Below are 16,747 nucleotides of genomic sequence, written 5' to 3' on the forward strand. Positions count from 1 at the left end.
CAATAAATCGAAATTTGAAAAGTAAAAAGCTACCTCAGAATAATTAATCGAAACACAAATCTTATGAAAACATTCAAATTATTAGCAGTAATGCTATGCGGTTTTACCTGCGCTATTGGGTATTCGCAATCTTATCTAACCAATGTAAAACCAATTACTTCAGGAGGAGATTTTAGCACACCAGTATGGTCTCCCAATGGACAAAAAATACTTTTTACGAATCATGAAAACAGTACTTTGTTTGTTGTCGATCTCAAAAAAAGAATAAAGTGGAAAAAGTAAAAAGTGCTGAGGGTATTGGATATTTAGCCAATTGGTCAGCCGATAGCAATAGTATCATATTTCGTGAAAAACCTGAAGGAGGAACTTTTTCTGACCTTGAGGTAAAGAGTATCAATCTGGCATCTAAAAAGGAAAAAGTATTGGCCGGAGTACACCCTGAGAATACTAAAATGGTGGCTCAAACAAAATCGGGGAACCAATTAGTAGTATACATTAATCAAAAGACTTTAAAACTTGAGGCAAAACAAGGAAAAACTGGGAAACCTTGGGTAATTACCAAAGAAGAGGGACAGTTTTATCATCCAATAGTTTCTCCAGATCAAAAATATGTGGTGGTCCATGAGGGCGCTAATATGTATAGTTACCCTATTTCAGGAAAAGGTCAAAGAAAAGACCTGGGGATAGGTTTGGCAAGTAGCTGGCTTCCAGATAGCAGTGGAATAGTCACTTTTGAAGATGAAAGTGAGGATGGACATGATGTTTCTGCTTCAGAACTCTTTTATATTTCTGCAAAATCTTCAAAAAAGGTACAACTAACGGCTACACCAAATACTATCGAAATGTGGGGAGATATATCTCCAGATGGAAAGAAAATTGCGTTTTCTGACGAAAAAACCGGAGCCATATTTATCGCTGATTTTAACCTAAATAAGTAAATCATGAATACATCTAAATATTTGAATAATACTATTGGCATTATGGTCTTATTGGTGGTAATGCTATTTTCAGAAACAAGTAATGCTCAAGTAGTTGTTATTGACCCAGGGCATGGATATACATCTACCGGAGCAGATCCCGATGGAAGGACAGATACAGAGCATGCTACAGCACTTGCTGTGGGATTGAAACTTCGTGCAAAATTGCAAAATGGTTGTGGCAATTGGACCGTAAGAATGACAAGAACAACCAGAAATGGTTGGGTGTCGCTTACACAAAGGAGAGTAATGTCTAACAATTGGAGGGGAGATCGTTTTATTAGTATTCATTGTAATGGTGGAGGAGGTACAGGAACCGAAACCTTTTGGTCCAGATCTAGTAATTCACCGAACGCAAGCAACAGTCGTTTTTCTAGAGAAATTCAGGATCAAATGGTTGCTGGAGGGCAATGGGTAGATCGCAGGTCTTCTGAAGATCGCCCTTATTTGGGGTTCACACTAGGAGTTTTGAATCAAAATAATGCGATAGGTGTATTAAATGAAATTGGTTTTGTAGACTCTGCCGATAAAAATAAATTATTGAATGATACCTGGAGAGATCGATTTGCCGATGCTTACGTGACAGCATTAAAAAACAGTTTAGGGAATTGTTCTGGAGGAGGAACTCCGCCACCACCTCCACCTTCTGGGGATACTACTGCTCCCACAACTAGTATTAGTGCCAGTGGAGGAGCTACACAAGCTGGTGATTTTACAGCCAACTTTACAGATAATGATAATGTTGGAGTAACTAGAAGGTTTTATCAGGCTCTCGAGAAATACGGCGATAACTGGTATGCTAATCGAGGTAATGGATTCTTTAATGATAATTGCAATGTGCTCTATTCTGGCTATACCATTGGAGCAGGAAACTGGTCGATTAGTAATAAACATCTTCGGCAATCCAACACAAGTTCTGATAACACTCAACTTAGCTCGTTTTTGTCTCAGAACTCAGGGTTGCCTTATTTGTATGAGTTTGCTGCCAAAGTAGAATCAACTTCTGGTCCTCGTAAGTTTGGGATACATATCATGGCCAGTGATGGTAGTTTATCTCAACGGGGTAATTCTTACCTGATATGGTTTAGTGGCGAAGATAATAAGGTGCGTATTTACGAAACGGTGAATAATGTGCTTAATACCCGAGCTATTGGTGATGCGCCACAGGATAACAAATGGGCGAATTACAAAATTACCTACAGTCCAGCATTTGGAGTATTAGAAATCTTCAAGAACAATAGGTCTTTGTTGAAATGGACAGATACTTCCCCGATCAAGAATGGTAGTTCTATTTCGTTAAGAACCAATAAAACGGCGGTAGAATTTGATGACCTTAAGGTGTACAAATTCAGAGCAGGGAATAGTCAAGTGATTACTGCAGGAAGTGCAGTGACCAAGGATATAAGAAGGAGAAATGGTAAGGTGAAAAGTTTGGTAAGAGATGCAGCAGGAAACTGGTCTTCTCCAGGAAATCTAGATGTAACGATTAGTAGTTTATCCAAGCAAAATAATACGATAATAGACGATACTTTTCTTACGAATACTGTGGTGGTATATCCTAACCCTACCGATGGTAAACAATTAATGCTTACCTACGATAGTAGTAATACATCAAAAGCTACCATATCCTTGTTTGATCTTACTGGTAGACTAATACATCAAAAGTCAGATCAATTTAGCAAGGAGCTGCAAAGCAACATCGATATAAGTGATATGGTAAATGACATTCCTTCAGGAACTTATTTCCTTAAAGTAAATAATGGTACCCAAATTAGTACTACCCGAATCATTAAACAGTAGTACATAAACACCTAGGATAGAAAACAACGCAGTCAAAATCCTATATAATTAGGGTTTTGACTGGGTTTAGGCACTATTTTAAAATAAACGAAAAAGAAAGGAGGAAATAACCAAAAAACTGAACCAACTAAAAACCTCACACAAATAACACAAACTCGAAAATCTTATCAAATGAAAAAAATTCAATTTTTAATCATTGGTTTAGTTCTTATTGTATCGTGTACAAAAGAAAAAGTGAATGAAACGATCCCTAACGAATCTGTTATAGAACAAAATCAAAAATTACTATCTATTACAGAGGTCAATACCTACATAGAAGAGCAATTGCAAGAAAAAGGAGATCTGCTCTGGTTTGATGCACCTGCAAATGTATTATGGAGTGCGGTAAAACATGGTGATGGATATCTAAGTATAGGATATGGAAAAGAAGTACATTTTTCTGGCCAGAAATCACCTGAAATTAATACGATAAAGGAAAATATCTTTGCTGTTTTGAAAGCAAATGAAAATACAACCAAATCCAACTTTGTAATAGAAGAGCAGGAAATATTACAATCTGTCGAGGTTAAAGTTTCCAACTTGAAGACCATCGAAGCCCTTCAAAAATTGGAAGGAGTAAGATATTTAGAACCCAATTCGTATACCTTCTTTTTAGAAAATGAATTGAATGAAGAAAACCAAAAAAACTTTGGTTGCGCTAGAGATGGAAGACTAGTTAATCCCAATGACTATAGAGTAACTACGCCTAATAGTTGGATTCCCTGGACTTTTGATGTTCATAATATCCCTCAAGCTTGGCAATATAGTACTGGTGCTGGAATTACTGTTGGAATTATCGATTCTGGTATTTCTGACAGTCAAAAGTTTCTAGGAAGTGATTTTAATGATGGTTTTTCAACAGGAAGAACGGTTGAGAAGTTGGGTACTTTTGATGGTTCAGTAGTGGACGATTGTGGTCATGGTACAGCTATGTCTGCTGCAATTGCAGGCCCAAGAAATGATGATGCAATGCCTGTAGGAGTAGCTTACAATTGTAATTTGGTGTCCTACAGAGGTACAGGGGATGTACTTTTAGAAAGTAGAAAAGAAAGAAGATCAGTTAGCAAAGCGCTTATAGAATTGGCAGATCGGCCTGATGTAAAAATTATATCTATGTCTATTGGATGGGTGTGGACCGTAGGAAATATAAAAGACGCAGTAAAATATGCGCATTCTAAAGGGAAGATGATTGTTGCTGCAGGAGGTACTTCTACCACGTTTACTAATTGGTATGCAGTAATATTTCCAGCTAGTATGAGAGAAACGGTAGCAGTTACAGGTATCAGAGAGAATGGTAAACGTTGTAATATATGTCATGATGGAAGAAAAATAGACTTTACTGTAATGATGCAAAGGGATAACGATGGAGATAGAACAATGCCAGTTTTAGGGTACAGATCAGATGTTAGAAATGTAGTAGGAGGGTCCTCGATTGCAACAGCGACCACTGCAGGAATAGCAGCACTGGTATGGGCAACTAATCCAGATATGACAAGAGAACAGGTGTTGGATAAAATGCAAAAAGCGGGTGAATATTATCCTAATCGTAGCAACAGATATGGTTTCGGCAAAATAGATGTTCTTAAAGCCGTACAGTAATTTTTAAAAGAAAAGAAAGCTTAATGGATGTATACAACATCTAAGGAATTTAGGTTTTCATCTTAGTTTACTCATTTAAGATGATCAATAAAAAGCGAGCATATATTCATGCTCGCTTTTTTCTTTTCATATCGTTTGCGAATAACTAGATACAAGGAGAGTTCCAGGGGAGTTCGCATAAACCTCCATTGAGCGGAGTAGGAATCCAGCTGGTACCTCCGCATCGATAACAATCTTCTTCGGTTTGTGGCCAGGCACCTCCGTGTATTGTTTTTTTCTGATTGCTGTCAAGTGTTTTTACTCCATTAAGATTTAAAATACGGTGTAACATAATATTAGGTTTTAAGATTTGAATAATAATTTACGTAAAAACTACCTGTTTTGAGTATAATTAACGAAAAGTAACATTTTGATAACGAAGGCTTCCAATGGAAATTTATATACAATAAAAAAAGTGCCAGGCCCTAGGAACCTGACACTCGACATCAAACCAACCAAACCTAATCTTCTGTAAATGTATAGCTCGTTCTTACCACTTCTGTCAATCTGAAATAGCCAAAAGGATAATTATCGGGATTTGTTTCGTTAATACAGTTTCCTCTTACCGCTACAGGAGTGGATTCAAAAAGACCAACACCCCCTATTTGAGAGATTAAAATTTTGATATAATCATAATATTGTCTTGATATTCCAAAAAATTCGATATCTACAGTATCTCCTGGCGCAAACGGACCTTGATTTTCTCCGTCTTCATCATCATCTTCTAGTTCATACCACCAATCGATCTCATTTCCATTCACAAATTCGTCTTCAGCAACTTCTAATTCAGGCAGTAAGTCTCCTCTACGTTGAAACTTGAATAGATAATTGTTTTCTTCATCTACGGGATCCGTAAATACAAGGTGAACTTCTAGAAGCTCCTCGTCGAACCCATCTTCTCTATCCTGAAAAACATTGGTAATATCAGGAACAGATGTCATAGTTTCTGTGGCTGTATAAACTTCTCCGTCATAGGCTATACGAAGTGAATAAGATTGCCCTAAAACAGGTACAAAAGAATCTGTAGTATAGGTTCCATCATTCTGATCTGTAAAAACAAATTGTTCTTGAGTACTGATATTGGTTATTTCTACCGAAGCTCCTGTTACTGCAGTGTTAGTATTGGTATCAAAAAATGGTGTTGATTTACGTAATCGGATCGTTTGTTCGTTACCAGGGGTTCCTTTCTCCCAATCGATAGAGGCTTCTACGACCAGTCGTTCAGGACCTTGTTGTACTTCAACATCAATAACATCTTCACAAGATGTAAAAATGATGGCGATTGTTACTATAATAAGTTTAACTACTGTTTTCATGGCTTAAAATGTAAAGTTGTATGTTATAGAGGGAACAATACCAAAAATGGCGGTTCGGGTAGCTTCGTTAGCTCCGGTTTCCAGGTTTTGTCCAAAAGAAATGGAGGCCGCATTTTTTCGATGGTATAAGTTGTAGACACTTAATACCCATTCTCCTTTAAACTTTTTGTTTTGATATTTTTTAGGCTTATAATTTAAAGAAACATCCATTCTATGGTAGGCAGGCAAGCGATCTGAATTTCTTGCTGCATAACTCGCAATAGATAGATCCTCATATTCATATTGACCATTGGGATAGGTGACAGGTCTACCGGTTTGGAAGACCATATTGGCTCCAAAACTCCATTGATCATTGAATCGATACGAACCAGAAATAGAAATATCGTGAGTCCTATCAAAAACTGCATTATACCATTCTCCGTTATTGATACCAGGCCCACCTGCAATTCCTCCAGGAGTACGTTGCTCTGATTTGGAAAGGGTATAGGCGATCCATCCTTTAAAATTACCTATGTTTTTGCGAAGCAACACTTCTAGACCATAGGCGCGCATTTCGCCATTTAGAATCTCAGTTTCGATATTGTTTTGTCCGATCAGCTCTGATCCATCAATATAATCGATACGATTGTCTACTGTTTTGTAATAAGTTTCTACTTCTAAAGAATATTTTTTATCCAGAAAATTACGGAAGTATCCTATGGCGTATTGATTGGATAATTGAGGTTCGATAAATGGACCACTAGGCGTCCATACATCCAATGGGGTAACCGATGAGGTATTAGATAATAAGTGAATATATTGTGCAGTTCTAGAAAAGCCTGCTTTCACCGAAGAATTCTCATTTAATAGATAAGCAAGAGATATTCTGGGCTCAAAGTTCCCAAAAGTTTTTATGGCGTCACTTTTGGAAAAAGTTTCTTCTCCAATTTCTTGGCCTCTTTCATAAATCCCCAAAGTTGGGTTATATACTACAGGTTGATTATTGGCATATTGAGCTATAGGTTGTCCTCCTAATCTTGAAAACGTGCTATAGCGTAGTCCTAGTTGTGTGCTTAAATTTTTGGTGATTTTATATTCTGCGTTGATATATGCACCACCTTCAACAGCTCGTTTAGGGTCTAAGGTTAACGGATTAACCGGAGAAGTATCTGACGTGGTCTTAATTTGACCCGGATCAAAATCATAATAAATTCCGTTTACCCCAAAATCCAGCGTAAGTGCATCGCTTGAATAATACTTTACATCGTATTTGAGGTTGTAATTCGTGATGGAAGAGATCCATTCGAATTGATCTTGTGAAAACCCTAAATCATAATCATACTTACTCCATATAGCAGACAGATTAGAGAATATTCTATCGTTAAAAATATGATTCCAACGCAAGTTCCCCGAAGTATTTCCATAACTGCTATCAAAGTTATTCCCAAGTTCGAAAGCATCTCTACCAAAATACCCGCTCAAAAATAACTTGTTGTTTTTGTTGATCTTGTAGTTTGTTTTAAGGTTGAGGTCATAAAAGGATACACTGTTGTCTTCGCCTGACGCTTTTAGGATCAAATCGATATACGATCTTCTTCCCGCTACCAAAAAGGAACCATTATCCCCAAAGAGCGGGCCTTCTGCAGTTAGGCGACTAGAGATGAGTCCAATTCCTCCGGTCAATCCAAAATTTTTGCTGTTCCCATCTTTTTGACGGATATCTAATACCGAAGATACTCTACCTCCAAAACGTGCGGGGATACCACCCTTATAGAGTTTTACATCTTTGATAGCATCAGCATTAAAAACAGAGAAGAAACCGAACATGTGCGAAGTGTTGTAAATGATGGCTTCATCAAGCAATACCAAGTTTTGGTCTTGCGCACCTCCACGGACATGAAATCCACCAGTTCCTTCACCATTGTTGGCGACTCCAGGTAGCATTTGTAGGGATTTCAAAACGTCTACTTCACCCAGAACTACTGGCATTTGCTTGACCGTACCAATATTCATCTTGGCTACACTCATTTCAGGTTTACGAAGAATAGCACGTTCTACACCTTCGGCCTTAACAACAACTTCTTCAAGTTCTGAAGTTAATTGATCAATTTCAACATCATGTTTTACATCTTGAGTAAGATCGATATTAATGGTAACATCACTAAATCCCATATAGGAAATGGTAAGAACGTAAGAACCTTCGGGAGCAGTAATAGAATAAAATCCGTATTCGTTGGTAACACCGCCAATGTTAGTGCCGTTAAGGAATACTGTAGCTCCAAAAATACTTTCTCCATTGCTCTTGTCGGCAATGGTTCCACTAACGGTGTGATTGTTTTGTGCCATTGTTATGACGGAACTTAAAAAGAATAGCCACAGTAACCAGCGATTAGGTTGGGTAACTGAGGACAGTTGTGGTTGACTGTTCATTTTTTGATTTTTTATGGTTTATAAAATTTTCACCACTAATGACAACCCAAAAAATAGAGAGTTGCATGAGCAAACTTTTTTTAAAATTTTTATGCCTAGATGCAACCCTTTATTTTTTACCTTGTCTTTAGCAACATCAAGACATCAACCTAATACCCTTTGGAAACCGACATCCGCTTTACGCACAAGACCCTAGTCGAGCAATGCAAGGCAGGGAATAGCAGTTCTCAATTTGAGCTGTATGGGCTGTATGTGGATGCGATGTATAATGTTGGTATGCGTTTTTTGGGAAGTAAGGAAGAAGCAGAAGATATCGTACAAGATAGTTTTGTAGACGCTTTTAAAAACCTGAATAACTTTAAGTATGACAGTAGTTTTGGAGCTTGGCTAAAACGAATTGTCATTAATAAGAGTATCAACAGATTGAAGACTAAAAGGGTTCCTGTGGTACCTATGGATGCTCATGAATATCATCTAGCAGATGAAGCACCTATAAAAGCCGACCCAGTAGATATTAAAAAGGTGAAATCTGGTATTTCCAAATTACCAGATGGCTACAGACAGATTATCAACCTATACTTAATAGAAGGCTATGACCATGTGGAGATCGGAGAAATATTGGGAATATCAACCAGTACTTCCAAATCGCAATACCACAGGGCAAAGAAAAAATTACTAGAAATTATAAGCGAAATGTGATGGATAATTTTGAAAAACATATACGAGAGAACGCTGCTCAATTTGACGAACATAAGGCTGATCGCGCAAAACTTTGGGCACAGATCTCTGCTCAACTTCAGGAAAAGGAAAAAGAAACCAAAGTGATCCCACTTTGGAGATCATCTTTACTACGCATCGCTGTGGTTATTGCTGTAATTGTAAGTGTGGGAGGTTTTGTTGGCTTGTCTATGTTTAATAAGAGTGCCGGAGAGGATCAATATGTTTCGAAAGAGTTGTTAGAAATCAATATGCATTATAAGGATCTGGTTGCCTATCAGGTCGAATTGGTAAAGAAAAACCCCAATCTTTCAGAAGAGGATAAAGCCGAGTTTTTGTCCTTTATGGATGAATTGGATACAGAATATGAAACCCTGCGTTTAGAAATGCAAAACAATTTGGATAATGAGCGTGTGCTAGAAGCTGTTGTAGCCAACTACAAAAAGCGTATAGAGCTTATCCAGAGATTATTGCAAAAGATAAACGATTCAAAAAAATAGAAGATGATTATGGATACACGTTATAAATTGGTGCTCTACATACTGTGGGTATTGCTTTGGATACCCATTGGCACTGCGCAAGAAAGCGTATCTAAAACTATAGAAAAGAGTTTTCCTCTTACTAATGAAGGGGAATTACTACTAGAAAATAAGTATGGAAACGTAACCATGACTGGATGGGACCAAGACAAAGTGGCTGTGGTCATCGATATAAAGGTAAATCATCGTAAAAAAGAAAATGCAAAAGATTTATTAAGTCGAATACAACCACTCTTTAGGTCGGCAAGTGGATATGTTTCTATTACTTCAGAGATTACGAATAAGAATACAGGATGGTTTGCTGATTTTTTTAATCGTAATAACCCTATTGATCTTGATCGAAGTCATGTGAAAATTGATTACGAGGTCTTTTTACCCAAAAAAGCGAAACTTAAAGTAACCAATCGCTTTGGAGATGTTTTTATCGAAGATTGGAGTGGGGGATTAACAGCAATCATAGAACATGGAGATCTTTGGGTAGGAGAGGATTTGAATAAAGCCGATATCGAATTGAAATTTGGAAAAGTAAGAGCAAATAATTTGAGTTATGCTAAACTCACCATCAAAAATGGTGAATTAGAAATGAAAGATGCCAAAAGTTTACAAATCAAAAGTGATGGTACAGATATGAAAATCAATGCGATTAGTTCATTGGAGATTTATTCGAATAAAGATGATATCGTATTGGATGAGGTGGGATCTATCTATGGGGATTTAAAGTTTACTACCATGGATTTGAATCGCTTAACTCAGGATGTGAACCTGATCATGAAAATCGCAGATTTCAGAATAAAACATATTGCCAACCCCAAAGGGAAAATAGAAATAGAACAGGAATCCTCAGAAATCAGCCTTAAAGTTGCAGGATTTTCGCATCGTTTTACAGCAAAATTAGAACAAGGTGTAGTACGCTTGCCGAAATCTTTTGAGAACGTAAACTCTACGATGCTGAACAAGCTTAAAAAATTACGAGAGATCGATGCTACTTTTGGAAAGGAAAAGCAAGGACTGATATCTATTCAAGGATCAAAGGGTATTGTAACGATCAATGATTAAAAGATACTGGTTGTACTAACAAACAAAACTTCATTGTCAATAAAAATCAATTAAAACGAACAAAATGAACAATCAAAAATCGATTTTATTTTTACTATTAACTGCCTTTACTCTAGGAGGGTATGCACAGGTAGATGAAGGTAATTACATTACTTTTAATGACCGCAGGAATGTGGTGCATGGCGTATACTTGGGTCTTTCAATGGGTTATGGTGAAATTGAAGGGGAGGATACCTATGTCGCTGGTTTCAAGGTTGCTTATGTGGCCAATCAACAATTTGAAGTAGGTTTTTTGACCAAAGGCTTATATTCCAGGCAAAATATTTTTAACCCTAGAACACAAGATAATGATGATTTGTTTGCTGGGTATGCAGGGTTTCATTTCGAACCTATTTTTTTTGGTAAATCAAGGGTAAGTCTTTCTTTTCCTCTATTTATAGGAGGTGGTGCAGTAGGATATGTAGATCGGGATCTAGTTGAGAATGATGAGGATTTTGATGTGGATGATGATGATTTGGATGCAATATTTGTTTTAGAACCTGGAGTAAATGTACTTTTTAATATCTCCAGATATGCGCAAATAGAGGCAGGAATTAAATATCGGTTTTCGAGCAAAATAGAATTGGTGGACAGTCCTATAGATCGTATCAATGGTTTTACCAGCGAGATAGGAATAAAATTAGGAATATTCAATATGGGTAGAAATCGATACAAAAAACAGTTAGACTAATGAAAAGTAATTCAAAAGAGCAACGAGTACCTATTCATACGGTTAAGGTCTATACAGAAGATCAACAAGTATTTGCTCAAAACGGCAATCAAAACTGGCACCCGGTTAATTTTAGTTGGATACCACAAAAGAATAATTTTTCCAGAAGAGTTCATTTTTGATACTACATTTTGAACTCCTTAAAAAAGAAAAGCAAGCTCTTTTGAGCTTGCCTTTTGTAATTCTAAAAAGAAAAGAATCAGTTTATTCGCTTTTATCAGTTTCTTCTTCTTTAGCTTTTTCCTGATCTTCTTTTATCATTTTTTGATCTTCTTCCTGAATGCGTTTGTGTTCTGCAGTAATACTTTGGTGTTCTTTTTCCATAGACTCATGTTCTGTTTTCATAGAAGCATGTTCTGTTGTCATTTGTTCTAAAGTAATTTCTCCAGCTGCATGTTTGGTTTCTAATTCTGCATGTTTTGCGATTAATGCCTGATGTGCAGAAATAAGGTTTTCATGTTTAGCTAACAAAGACGTATGATTCTTTTCAGTCACCAAGTGAAGAGAGTCATTTTCTATAGCTTTGTGAGCGTCTACCATTTCCTGGTGATCGTCTTTCATTGTTGCATGTTCCTTGGCCATAGTCTCGTGAGAGGCTTCCATTTCTGTATGATCTGCCACCATTGCCTTATGCTCTGGAGTTTCTGCAGGATTTTGTTTACAAGAAGCTAATAAAAGTACTGCTGCAATTACTGTTAGTTTAGAAAGTGTTTTCATGATTTTGGTTAATTGATTTATTGTTCAAATCTATATAGAACTTGTTTTTTGTTAAATTATTCTAATATTATTATTTCTTTAAGAAATATACGGGAATAGTTTAAATTTTTCATAAAATTATTCAAATAATTAAATGAATGTTTTGGTTTTGGTTTGTACTCTTTTTGTGAAGCCATCTCTGATAATCAAAAAAATCCGTAATTTCGATAGCAGGAATCGGTTGAATAGTACATCATGGAAGTGAAGAAAACCAGGAATACAGAAAAGCAAAACCTAGTAAAGGATATTTTGTCAAAAACGGAACATACGATGTCTGCCGAAGATATTATGGCAGCAATGCCTATAAAAGTGAATAAAACTACAATCTACAGGATTTTGGATCGTTTTGCTGCAAAAGGAGAGGTGCATTTTGTGACCGGTAAAAATGGAAAGGCCTATTATGCATTGTGTAATGGTTGTGGAGTATCACACGATATTCATAATCATATACATTTTGAATGCCAGGAATGTCAGGAAGTGACTTGTTTGCCTAATAAACTTAGTATTCCAAATCTGGAAGGATTTACCGTTAATGAAACGCAGTTCTTGATTATAGGCGTTTGTAACAAATGTAAAGCGTAAAAAAACCACCTGTTCTCCAACAGGTGGCTGTAACTACACATTCCCAATGTAAAATGAATAATGAATATCCTATTTATCTTACAGCAATGGGATAATTTTCTCCTCTATTACTTACAGAACCAGAAGTTCTTGGTCCGCTACCTCTTGCATGCATGATACCTGCAACGTGAGGTGAAGCCATAGAAGTACCACTAAGAGTAGCATACCCACCATTTAAGTAAGTACTGCGAACACTACTACCAGTAGCAATTACATCAATTGGATTCATGTTGTAATTCGAGAAAGACGAAAACCCTCGATTACAAGTCATTGAAGCCACAGTGTATATATTTGTTCCATTTACGCATGCTGGTTGGTAACTAGCAGCATTTGCACTACTATTTCCAGCTGCGATGGCAACTAGAGTACCACCATTTCCTAGAGCCAATAAGGCACTACGATAAGAAGAGTTACTAGAACATCCAGATCCAAAGAATCCTCCTAAACTTAGGTTGGCAACGTCTCCGGCAATGTCATAACGCCCAACGTGATTAATACCGGAAAGTATAGTTGAAGTACTGCTTCCACCGCTACATCCAAATACGCGAACAGGTACTACAGAAGCACCAGCAGAAACTCCGACCACTCCAACGCTATTGTTGATTGCAGCAGCAGTACCAGCTACGTGAGTTCCGTGACCGTTACAATCGTTTGCAGAACCTCCTACAAAAGATCTCGCGTAAGTAGTGTTCGTTACAACATTTAAATCCGGGTGATCCAAATCGATACCACTATCGATTACCCAAATCCATTGATCTTTTCCAGCTCCATTTGCAGCTCCACCAGCTCTAGAAATTCCACAAGGTGTTTGCTGAGGCATTTTTACAGCAGCATCACCTGTGATTGCTTCTTCTACCTCAAATTTAGGAAGCTGAACTACTCGGTCAAATTCGATCGCAATAACGCTAGGATTTTTGGATAGTAGTTTAAATTCACTATCACTTAGTTTTACAGCGATACCAGAAATTTTTGTAGTGTAATAATCGATCACTTTAGATTGATCGACATTGTTGTCCAGCAAAATCGTGTTAATTTGCTTCATAGAAACTTCAGAGATTTCTCTTACCGCTTTGGCTTTGGCATCTCTGCTTGTAAATGATGTTTTGGCTAGAATTTTTGAAGCCGGCTGTATTTTTTCCGGATTAAAAACAACGATATACTGCCCAGGAATGATATTCCCTTCGAAGCTTGTAGTTTCTACTACAGACTCCACAACTTCTTCAGTTACGATGTCGTCTTGACACGAAGTGAGTGCCAGTGCCGAGAGCATAGCGCCCATGGCAATTTTGCTAAAAGTTTTCATATAAGTTTAATTTGTGTTAGGACTCAAATGTATTAAATCAATCAAAAATATTCGTAGGGTAAAACCGTAGGGTAAGTGGCTGGAAATTAAAAAATAAGATGTAATTTTGGATGAGGTAATTAATTTATTGCAACAATGTTGCTTTAGTAAAATTAGGAGCTTAGAAGTATTTGTTAGGAAAAATCTTTCAGGTTTTAAAGAGTAGGAAATACTTGTTTGGACTACATGTGTTTTTTAACTATTTTTAACATTTTTTAACTAAGATTTAACTTAAAATTAATGATTTCTCCATTTTTATCTTTGGTTAATTCTCTCGGTTTGTTTAACCAGCATATTTCTTTTTTGAACAAAATTGAGAGGGTAATCCTTAAAATTTCAATTATTATAAAAGTCTTAAGATTTGATTTTTGATTAATTGGTATATTTACCCAATGGACATGAATAATAAAAGACGGATGTATTCTTATTGCTTTGTCTTAGCTTTTCTACTTCTTAGAATTGTTAATGTTCATGATTTTGTGCATTTTTCTGAAGATGAGGACCAAATCCATTGCGAATTGTGCGATATGGTTGAGGTGTCTCATAAAATAACTCCTTTCTCAAGTTCTACGTTCATTGAGTTGGAAAAAAAGATTGACATCAATTTTCAGGAACTTACAACTAGGTTTTGTTACGAGACCTCTGGATACTTCATCACTTTACCAAGAGGTTTATACAACAAGCCACCTCCTACAGTTATTTCCTAGAACTTATCTCTAAAGAATAAACCTATTTCAAAGATATAGGTGATTTATAGTTCATTGTCACTTGCCCATGAGCTATCGCTTAGCTGCTATGTACTTATTTACATAGATAGCTAAACTGCTAAAATGCTTTTAATATCTTAATTCAAAATACATGAATAAATTACCGGTTACCGTATTAAGTGGTTTCTTGGGAGCGGGTAAAACCACTTTGCTGAATCATATTTTACATAATAAGGAAGGGCTCAAGGCTGCTGTCATTGTTAATGACATGAGTGAAGTTAATATTGATGCTCACCTGGTCGAAAATCAAAATACTCTATCTAGAACCGAAGAGAAATTGGTCGAAATGTCAAATGGGTGCATTTGCTGTACATTACGAGAAGATCTTATGGTCGAAGTAGAGAAACTAGCATTAGAAAACCGATTTGATTATCTGATCATAGAAAGTACAGGGATTTCCGAACCTATTCCAGTAGCTCAAACCTTTAGTTTTGAAAGTGAGGATGGTACCATCGACCTTAGTCGTTTCAGCTATGTGGATACAATGGTTACAGTAGTTGATGCTTACAACTTTTTAAAAGATTTTTCGAGCCCTCAATATTTGGTAGATCGGGATTTAACCAATATAGAAGGAGATGATAGAACTATCGTTAATCTTTTAACCGATCAAATAGAATTTGCCAATGTGATTTTGTTGAATAAGGTAGATTTGGTAACCGAAGAAGAATTAAATAATGTACGTGATATTATTGCTAAGCTTAATCCTAAAGCTCGAATATTTTTTACTGAAAATTCTCAGATTCCATTAGACAAGGTGATTCATACGGGGCTTTTTGATTTTGAGGAAGCAGAGAACTCGGCAGGATGGATACGTGAATTAGAAAATGAACACATTCCTGAAACTGAAGAATATGGAATAGGATCGTTCGTCTTTAGAAGTCGGAAACCGTTTCACCCTGATCGATTTTTAGATTTTGCCAGAGATACTTTTCCCACCAATGTGATACGTAGTAAGGGGTTATTTTGGCTGGCATCCAGATCGGACCAAGCTTTGATATGGAGTTCTGCTGGCGGATCTTTAAAAACAGATCCTGCTGGAGTTTGGTGGGCCTCTATGCCTTTTAATGAGCGGATGAATTATCCGATGTTTTTACAAAATCAAGATATGATAGAATCTGAGTGGGACACAGTCTATGGAGATCGTAAAATTGAATTGGTCTTTATTGGGCAACACTTGGATGTAGACGAGATTACTGCTCAGCTAGAAAAATGTTTGCTTACTGATAAAGAGAGTATTGCCTGGAAAAGCGGATTATTTGGAAATACAGATAATTGGCCAATCAGTAGATACCAGGAAAATTCATTTTAGCACAAGTAGTTTTGGCTAGGTAGAATTGTTTTTAATAACGCTACTGTAAGAAAGGTTGAAGTAGAATACACTTGGGTATTCTAAAGAACCAAATCAATAACTGAAAATCTGATGTATAGTAAGTATTCAATGCAATATATAAGATATGAGTTTCAATAAACTGGAATATGGAAACTGTCTGTTTCTAATCTGCCCAACGGACCATATAGAAAATGTTTTGAGTCAAACTTGTAGTACGAAATCATTTTTCTATACGGCCCTTGGAGCCAGTTTTAATTGGGATGTTCCGACTCAGCAAAGTCTTACAACCCTGATTAAAAAGCAAAAGATTACTCAGGCTGTTTTTATTACCAAACACACTAATTTGTTTTACAAAGAAGCGCTTGAATCCGATTGTGAATCTCTTTTTCAAGTTAGTGATGCGTTGTTAGCATTGGATAAAACACTGCCAGATTATTTTTTGAAGCAAAGCCATCCGATTTTGAGAAGGATGCTTTTAGCATCTCGGCACTTACAAAAACAGCAGAGGCATATTTTGGAGACTTCTATTTTGGGAGAAACTTTGAAAACGCATAAAGTAATTACACAGAGTTTTGTGTATCATTCTGATAACGAGGTTTTTTATCCTCCACGGACCATAGAAGAAAGAGTACTGGCCTACGGGAAGGTTCCACTCAATTAATTATATAAAC

General features: G+C 36.7%; 18 protein-coding genes. 13 read left to right on the forward strand and 5 right to left on the reverse strand.

The window, feature by feature from the left end:
- Nucleotides 1-63 precede the first annotated feature (63 nt).
- From AC0L3Q_RS05475 to AC0L3Q_RS05490, 4 genes are all read left to right on the forward strand, one after another.
- Nucleotides 64-282 (forward strand): hypothetical protein, encoded by a 219-nt coding sequence (locus AC0L3Q_RS05475; protein WP_473285659.1) that lies wholly within the window; start codon nucleotides 64-66, stop codon nucleotides 280-282.
- Entirely contained in the window at nucleotides 270-938 is a 669-nt protein-coding gene (locus AC0L3Q_RS05480) for a TolB family protein (protein ID WP_473285660.1), read from the forward strand. Before AC0L3Q_RS05475 ends, AC0L3Q_RS05480 begins: the two co-directional genes overlap by 13 nt.
- Before the next feature lie 3 nt (nucleotides 939-941).
- Nucleotides 942-2,777 carry an N-acetylmuramoyl-L-alanine amidase gene (locus tag AC0L3Q_RS05485; RefSeq protein ID WP_473285661.1) on the forward strand — a complete coding sequence of 612 codons (1,836 nt, stop codon included), beginning with the start codon at nucleotides 942-944 and terminating at the stop codon, nucleotides 2,775-2,777.
- Nucleotides 2,778-2,948: 171 nt separating this feature from the next.
- The gene (locus AC0L3Q_RS05490) at nucleotides 2,949-4,415 is read left to right on the forward strand and encodes a S8 family peptidase (RefSeq protein ID WP_473285662.1); all 1,467 of its coding nucleotides are present in this window, start codon (nucleotides 2,949-2,951) and stop codon (nucleotides 4,413-4,415) included.
- Nucleotides 4,416-4,560: 145 nt separating this feature from the next.
- On the opposite strand, the gene AC0L3Q_RS05495 is transcribed toward AC0L3Q_RS05490, so the two are convergent.
- From AC0L3Q_RS05495 to AC0L3Q_RS05505, 3 genes are all read right to left on the reverse strand, one after another.
- Nucleotides 4,561-4,746: a hypothetical protein gene (locus AC0L3Q_RS05495; RefSeq protein WP_473285663.1), complete on the reverse strand. Its 186-nt coding sequence runs from the start codon at nucleotides 4,744-4,746 to the stop codon at nucleotides 4,561-4,563.
- 169 nt (nucleotides 4,747-4,915) lie between these two features.
- Nucleotides 4,916-5,770, reverse strand: coding sequence for a DUF4249 domain-containing protein (locus AC0L3Q_RS05500; RefSeq protein ID WP_473285664.1), 855 nt, complete (start codon nucleotides 5,768-5,770; stop codon nucleotides 4,916-4,918).
- Between the two features lie 3 nt (nucleotides 5,771-5,773).
- A complete protein-coding gene (locus AC0L3Q_RS05505; protein ID WP_473285665.1) occupies nucleotides 5,774-8,179 on the reverse strand; it encodes a TonB-dependent receptor in 2,406 nt (801 codons plus the stop codon).
- 159 nt (nucleotides 8,180-8,338) lie between these two features.
- On the opposite strand from AC0L3Q_RS05505, the gene AC0L3Q_RS05510 reads away from it, so the two are divergent.
- The 5 genes from AC0L3Q_RS05510 (at nucleotide 8,339) to AC0L3Q_RS05530 (ending at nucleotide 11,382) form a co-directional block, all read left to right on the forward strand.
- The gene (locus AC0L3Q_RS05510; protein WP_473285666.1) at nucleotides 8,339-8,878 is read left to right on the forward strand and encodes an RNA polymerase sigma factor; all 540 of its coding nucleotides are present in this window, start codon (nucleotides 8,339-8,341) and stop codon (nucleotides 8,876-8,878) included.
- The gene (locus AC0L3Q_RS05515) at nucleotides 8,878-9,396 is read left to right on the forward strand and encodes a hypothetical protein (RefSeq protein ID WP_473285667.1); all 519 of its coding nucleotides are present in this window, start codon (nucleotides 8,878-8,880) and stop codon (nucleotides 9,394-9,396) included. The genes AC0L3Q_RS05510 and AC0L3Q_RS05515 overlap by 1 nt, the downstream gene beginning before the upstream one ends.
- A 9-nt stretch (nucleotides 9,397-9,405) precedes the next feature.
- The gene (locus tag AC0L3Q_RS05520) at nucleotides 9,406-10,491 is read left to right on the forward strand and encodes a hypothetical protein (protein ID WP_473285668.1); all 1,086 of its coding nucleotides are present in this window, start codon (nucleotides 9,406-9,408) and stop codon (nucleotides 10,489-10,491) included.
- A gap of 64 nt (nucleotides 10,492-10,555) precedes the next feature.
- Nucleotides 10,556-11,221 carry a hypothetical protein gene (locus AC0L3Q_RS05525; protein WP_473285669.1) on the forward strand — a complete coding sequence of 222 codons (666 nt, stop codon included), beginning with the start codon at nucleotides 10,556-10,558 and terminating at the stop codon, nucleotides 11,219-11,221.
- Complete coding sequence (locus tag AC0L3Q_RS05530; RefSeq protein WP_473285670.1) at nucleotides 11,221-11,382, forward strand: hypothetical protein; 162 nt, start codon at nucleotides 11,221-11,223, stop codon at nucleotides 11,380-11,382. Before AC0L3Q_RS05525 ends, AC0L3Q_RS05530 begins: the two co-directional genes overlap by 1 nt.
- Before the next feature lie 82 nt (nucleotides 11,383-11,464).
- Here AC0L3Q_RS05530 and AC0L3Q_RS05535 read toward each other — a convergent pair whose 3' ends face one another.
- Nucleotides 11,465-11,977, reverse strand: a complete 513-nt coding sequence (locus AC0L3Q_RS05535) for a hypothetical protein (RefSeq protein WP_473285671.1) — start codon at nucleotides 11,975-11,977, stop codon at nucleotides 11,465-11,467.
- Between the two features lie 234 nt (nucleotides 11,978-12,211).
- Here AC0L3Q_RS05535 and AC0L3Q_RS05540 point away from each other — a divergent pair, with 234 nt between their 5' ends.
- Complete coding sequence (locus tag AC0L3Q_RS05540; RefSeq protein ID WP_473285672.1) at nucleotides 12,212-12,598, forward strand: Fur family transcriptional regulator; 387 nt, start codon at nucleotides 12,212-12,214, stop codon at nucleotides 12,596-12,598.
- Between the two features lie 73 nt (nucleotides 12,599-12,671).
- Here AC0L3Q_RS05540 and AC0L3Q_RS05545 read toward each other — a convergent pair whose 3' ends face one another.
- Entirely contained in the window at nucleotides 12,672-13,940 is a 1,269-nt protein-coding gene (locus tag AC0L3Q_RS05545; RefSeq protein ID WP_473285673.1) for a S8 family serine peptidase, read from the reverse strand.
- Nucleotides 13,941-14,377: 437 nt separating this feature from the next.
- Here AC0L3Q_RS05545 and AC0L3Q_RS05550 point away from each other — a divergent pair, with 437 nt between their 5' ends.
- From AC0L3Q_RS05550 to AC0L3Q_RS05560, 3 genes are all read left to right on the forward strand, one after another.
- Nucleotides 14,378-14,686 carry a hypothetical protein gene (locus tag AC0L3Q_RS05550; protein WP_473285674.1) on the forward strand — a complete coding sequence of 103 codons (309 nt, stop codon included), beginning with the start codon at nucleotides 14,378-14,380 and terminating at the stop codon, nucleotides 14,684-14,686.
- Nucleotides 14,687-14,837: 151 nt separating this feature from the next.
- A complete protein-coding gene (locus AC0L3Q_RS05555; RefSeq protein WP_473285675.1) occupies nucleotides 14,838-16,055 on the forward strand; it encodes a GTP-binding protein in 1,218 nt (405 codons plus the stop codon).
- Nucleotides 16,056-16,200: 145 nt separating this feature from the next.
- A complete protein-coding gene (locus AC0L3Q_RS05560) occupies nucleotides 16,201-16,737 on the forward strand; it encodes a hypothetical protein (protein WP_073321446.1) in 537 nt (178 codons plus the stop codon).
- The last annotated feature ends 10 nt before the right edge of the window (nucleotides 16,738-16,747 follow it).

This window comes from Aquimarina sp. KJ22-3 (genome assembly GCF_055808215.1).

What these genes read in the sequence shown, in the direction of transcription:
- AC0L3Q_RS05475 (WP_473285659.1), top strand. Translation starts at nt 64, where the DNA reads ATGAAAACATTCAAATTATTAGCAGTAATGCTATGCGGTTTTACCTGC.
- AC0L3Q_RS05485 (WP_473285661.1), top strand. Translation starts at nt 942, where the DNA reads ATGAATACATCTAAATATTTGAATAATACTATTGGCATTATGGTCTTA.
- AC0L3Q_RS05490 (WP_473285662.1), top strand. Translation starts at nt 2,949, where the DNA reads ATGAAAAAAATTCAATTTTTAATCATTGGTTTAGTTCTTATTGTATCG.
- AC0L3Q_RS05495 (WP_473285663.1), bottom strand. Translation starts at nt 4,746, where the DNA reads ATGTTACACCGTATTTTAAATCTTAATGGAGTAAAAACACTTGACAGC.
- AC0L3Q_RS05500 (WP_473285664.1), bottom strand. Translation starts at nt 5,770, where the DNA reads ATGAAAACAGTAGTTAAACTTATTATAGTAACAATCGCCATCATTTTT.
- AC0L3Q_RS05505 (WP_473285665.1), bottom strand. Translation starts at nt 8,179, where the DNA reads ATGAACAGTCAACCACAACTGTCCTCAGTTACCCAACCTAATCGCTGG.
- AC0L3Q_RS05515 (WP_473285667.1), top strand. Translation starts at nt 8,878, where the DNA reads ATGGATAATTTTGAAAAACATATACGAGAGAACGCTGCTCAATTTGAC.
- AC0L3Q_RS05520 (WP_473285668.1), top strand. Translation starts at nt 9,406, where the DNA reads ATGGATACACGTTATAAATTGGTGCTCTACATACTGTGGGTATTGCTT.
- AC0L3Q_RS05525 (WP_473285669.1), top strand. Translation starts at nt 10,556, where the DNA reads ATGAACAATCAAAAATCGATTTTATTTTTACTATTAACTGCCTTTACT.
- AC0L3Q_RS05530 (WP_473285670.1), top strand. Translation starts at nt 11,221, where the DNA reads ATGAAAAGTAATTCAAAAGAGCAACGAGTACCTATTCATACGGTTAAG.
- AC0L3Q_RS05535 (WP_473285671.1), bottom strand. Translation starts at nt 11,977, where the DNA reads ATGAAAACACTTTCTAAACTAACAGTAATTGCAGCAGTACTTTTATTA.
- AC0L3Q_RS05540 (WP_473285672.1), top strand. Translation starts at nt 12,212, where the DNA reads ATGGAAGTGAAGAAAACCAGGAATACAGAAAAGCAAAACCTAGTAAAG.
- AC0L3Q_RS05545 (WP_473285673.1), bottom strand. Translation starts at nt 13,940, where the DNA reads ATGAAAACTTTTAGCAAAATTGCCATGGGCGCTATGCTCTCGGCACTG.
- AC0L3Q_RS05550 (WP_473285674.1), top strand. Translation starts at nt 14,378, where the DNA reads ATGAATAATAAAAGACGGATGTATTCTTATTGCTTTGTCTTAGCTTTT.
- AC0L3Q_RS05555 (WP_473285675.1), top strand. Translation starts at nt 14,838, where the DNA reads ATGAATAAATTACCGGTTACCGTATTAAGTGGTTTCTTGGGAGCGGGT.
- AC0L3Q_RS05560 (WP_073321446.1), top strand. Translation starts at nt 16,201, where the DNA reads ATGAGTTTCAATAAACTGGAATATGGAAACTGTCTGTTTCTAATCTGC.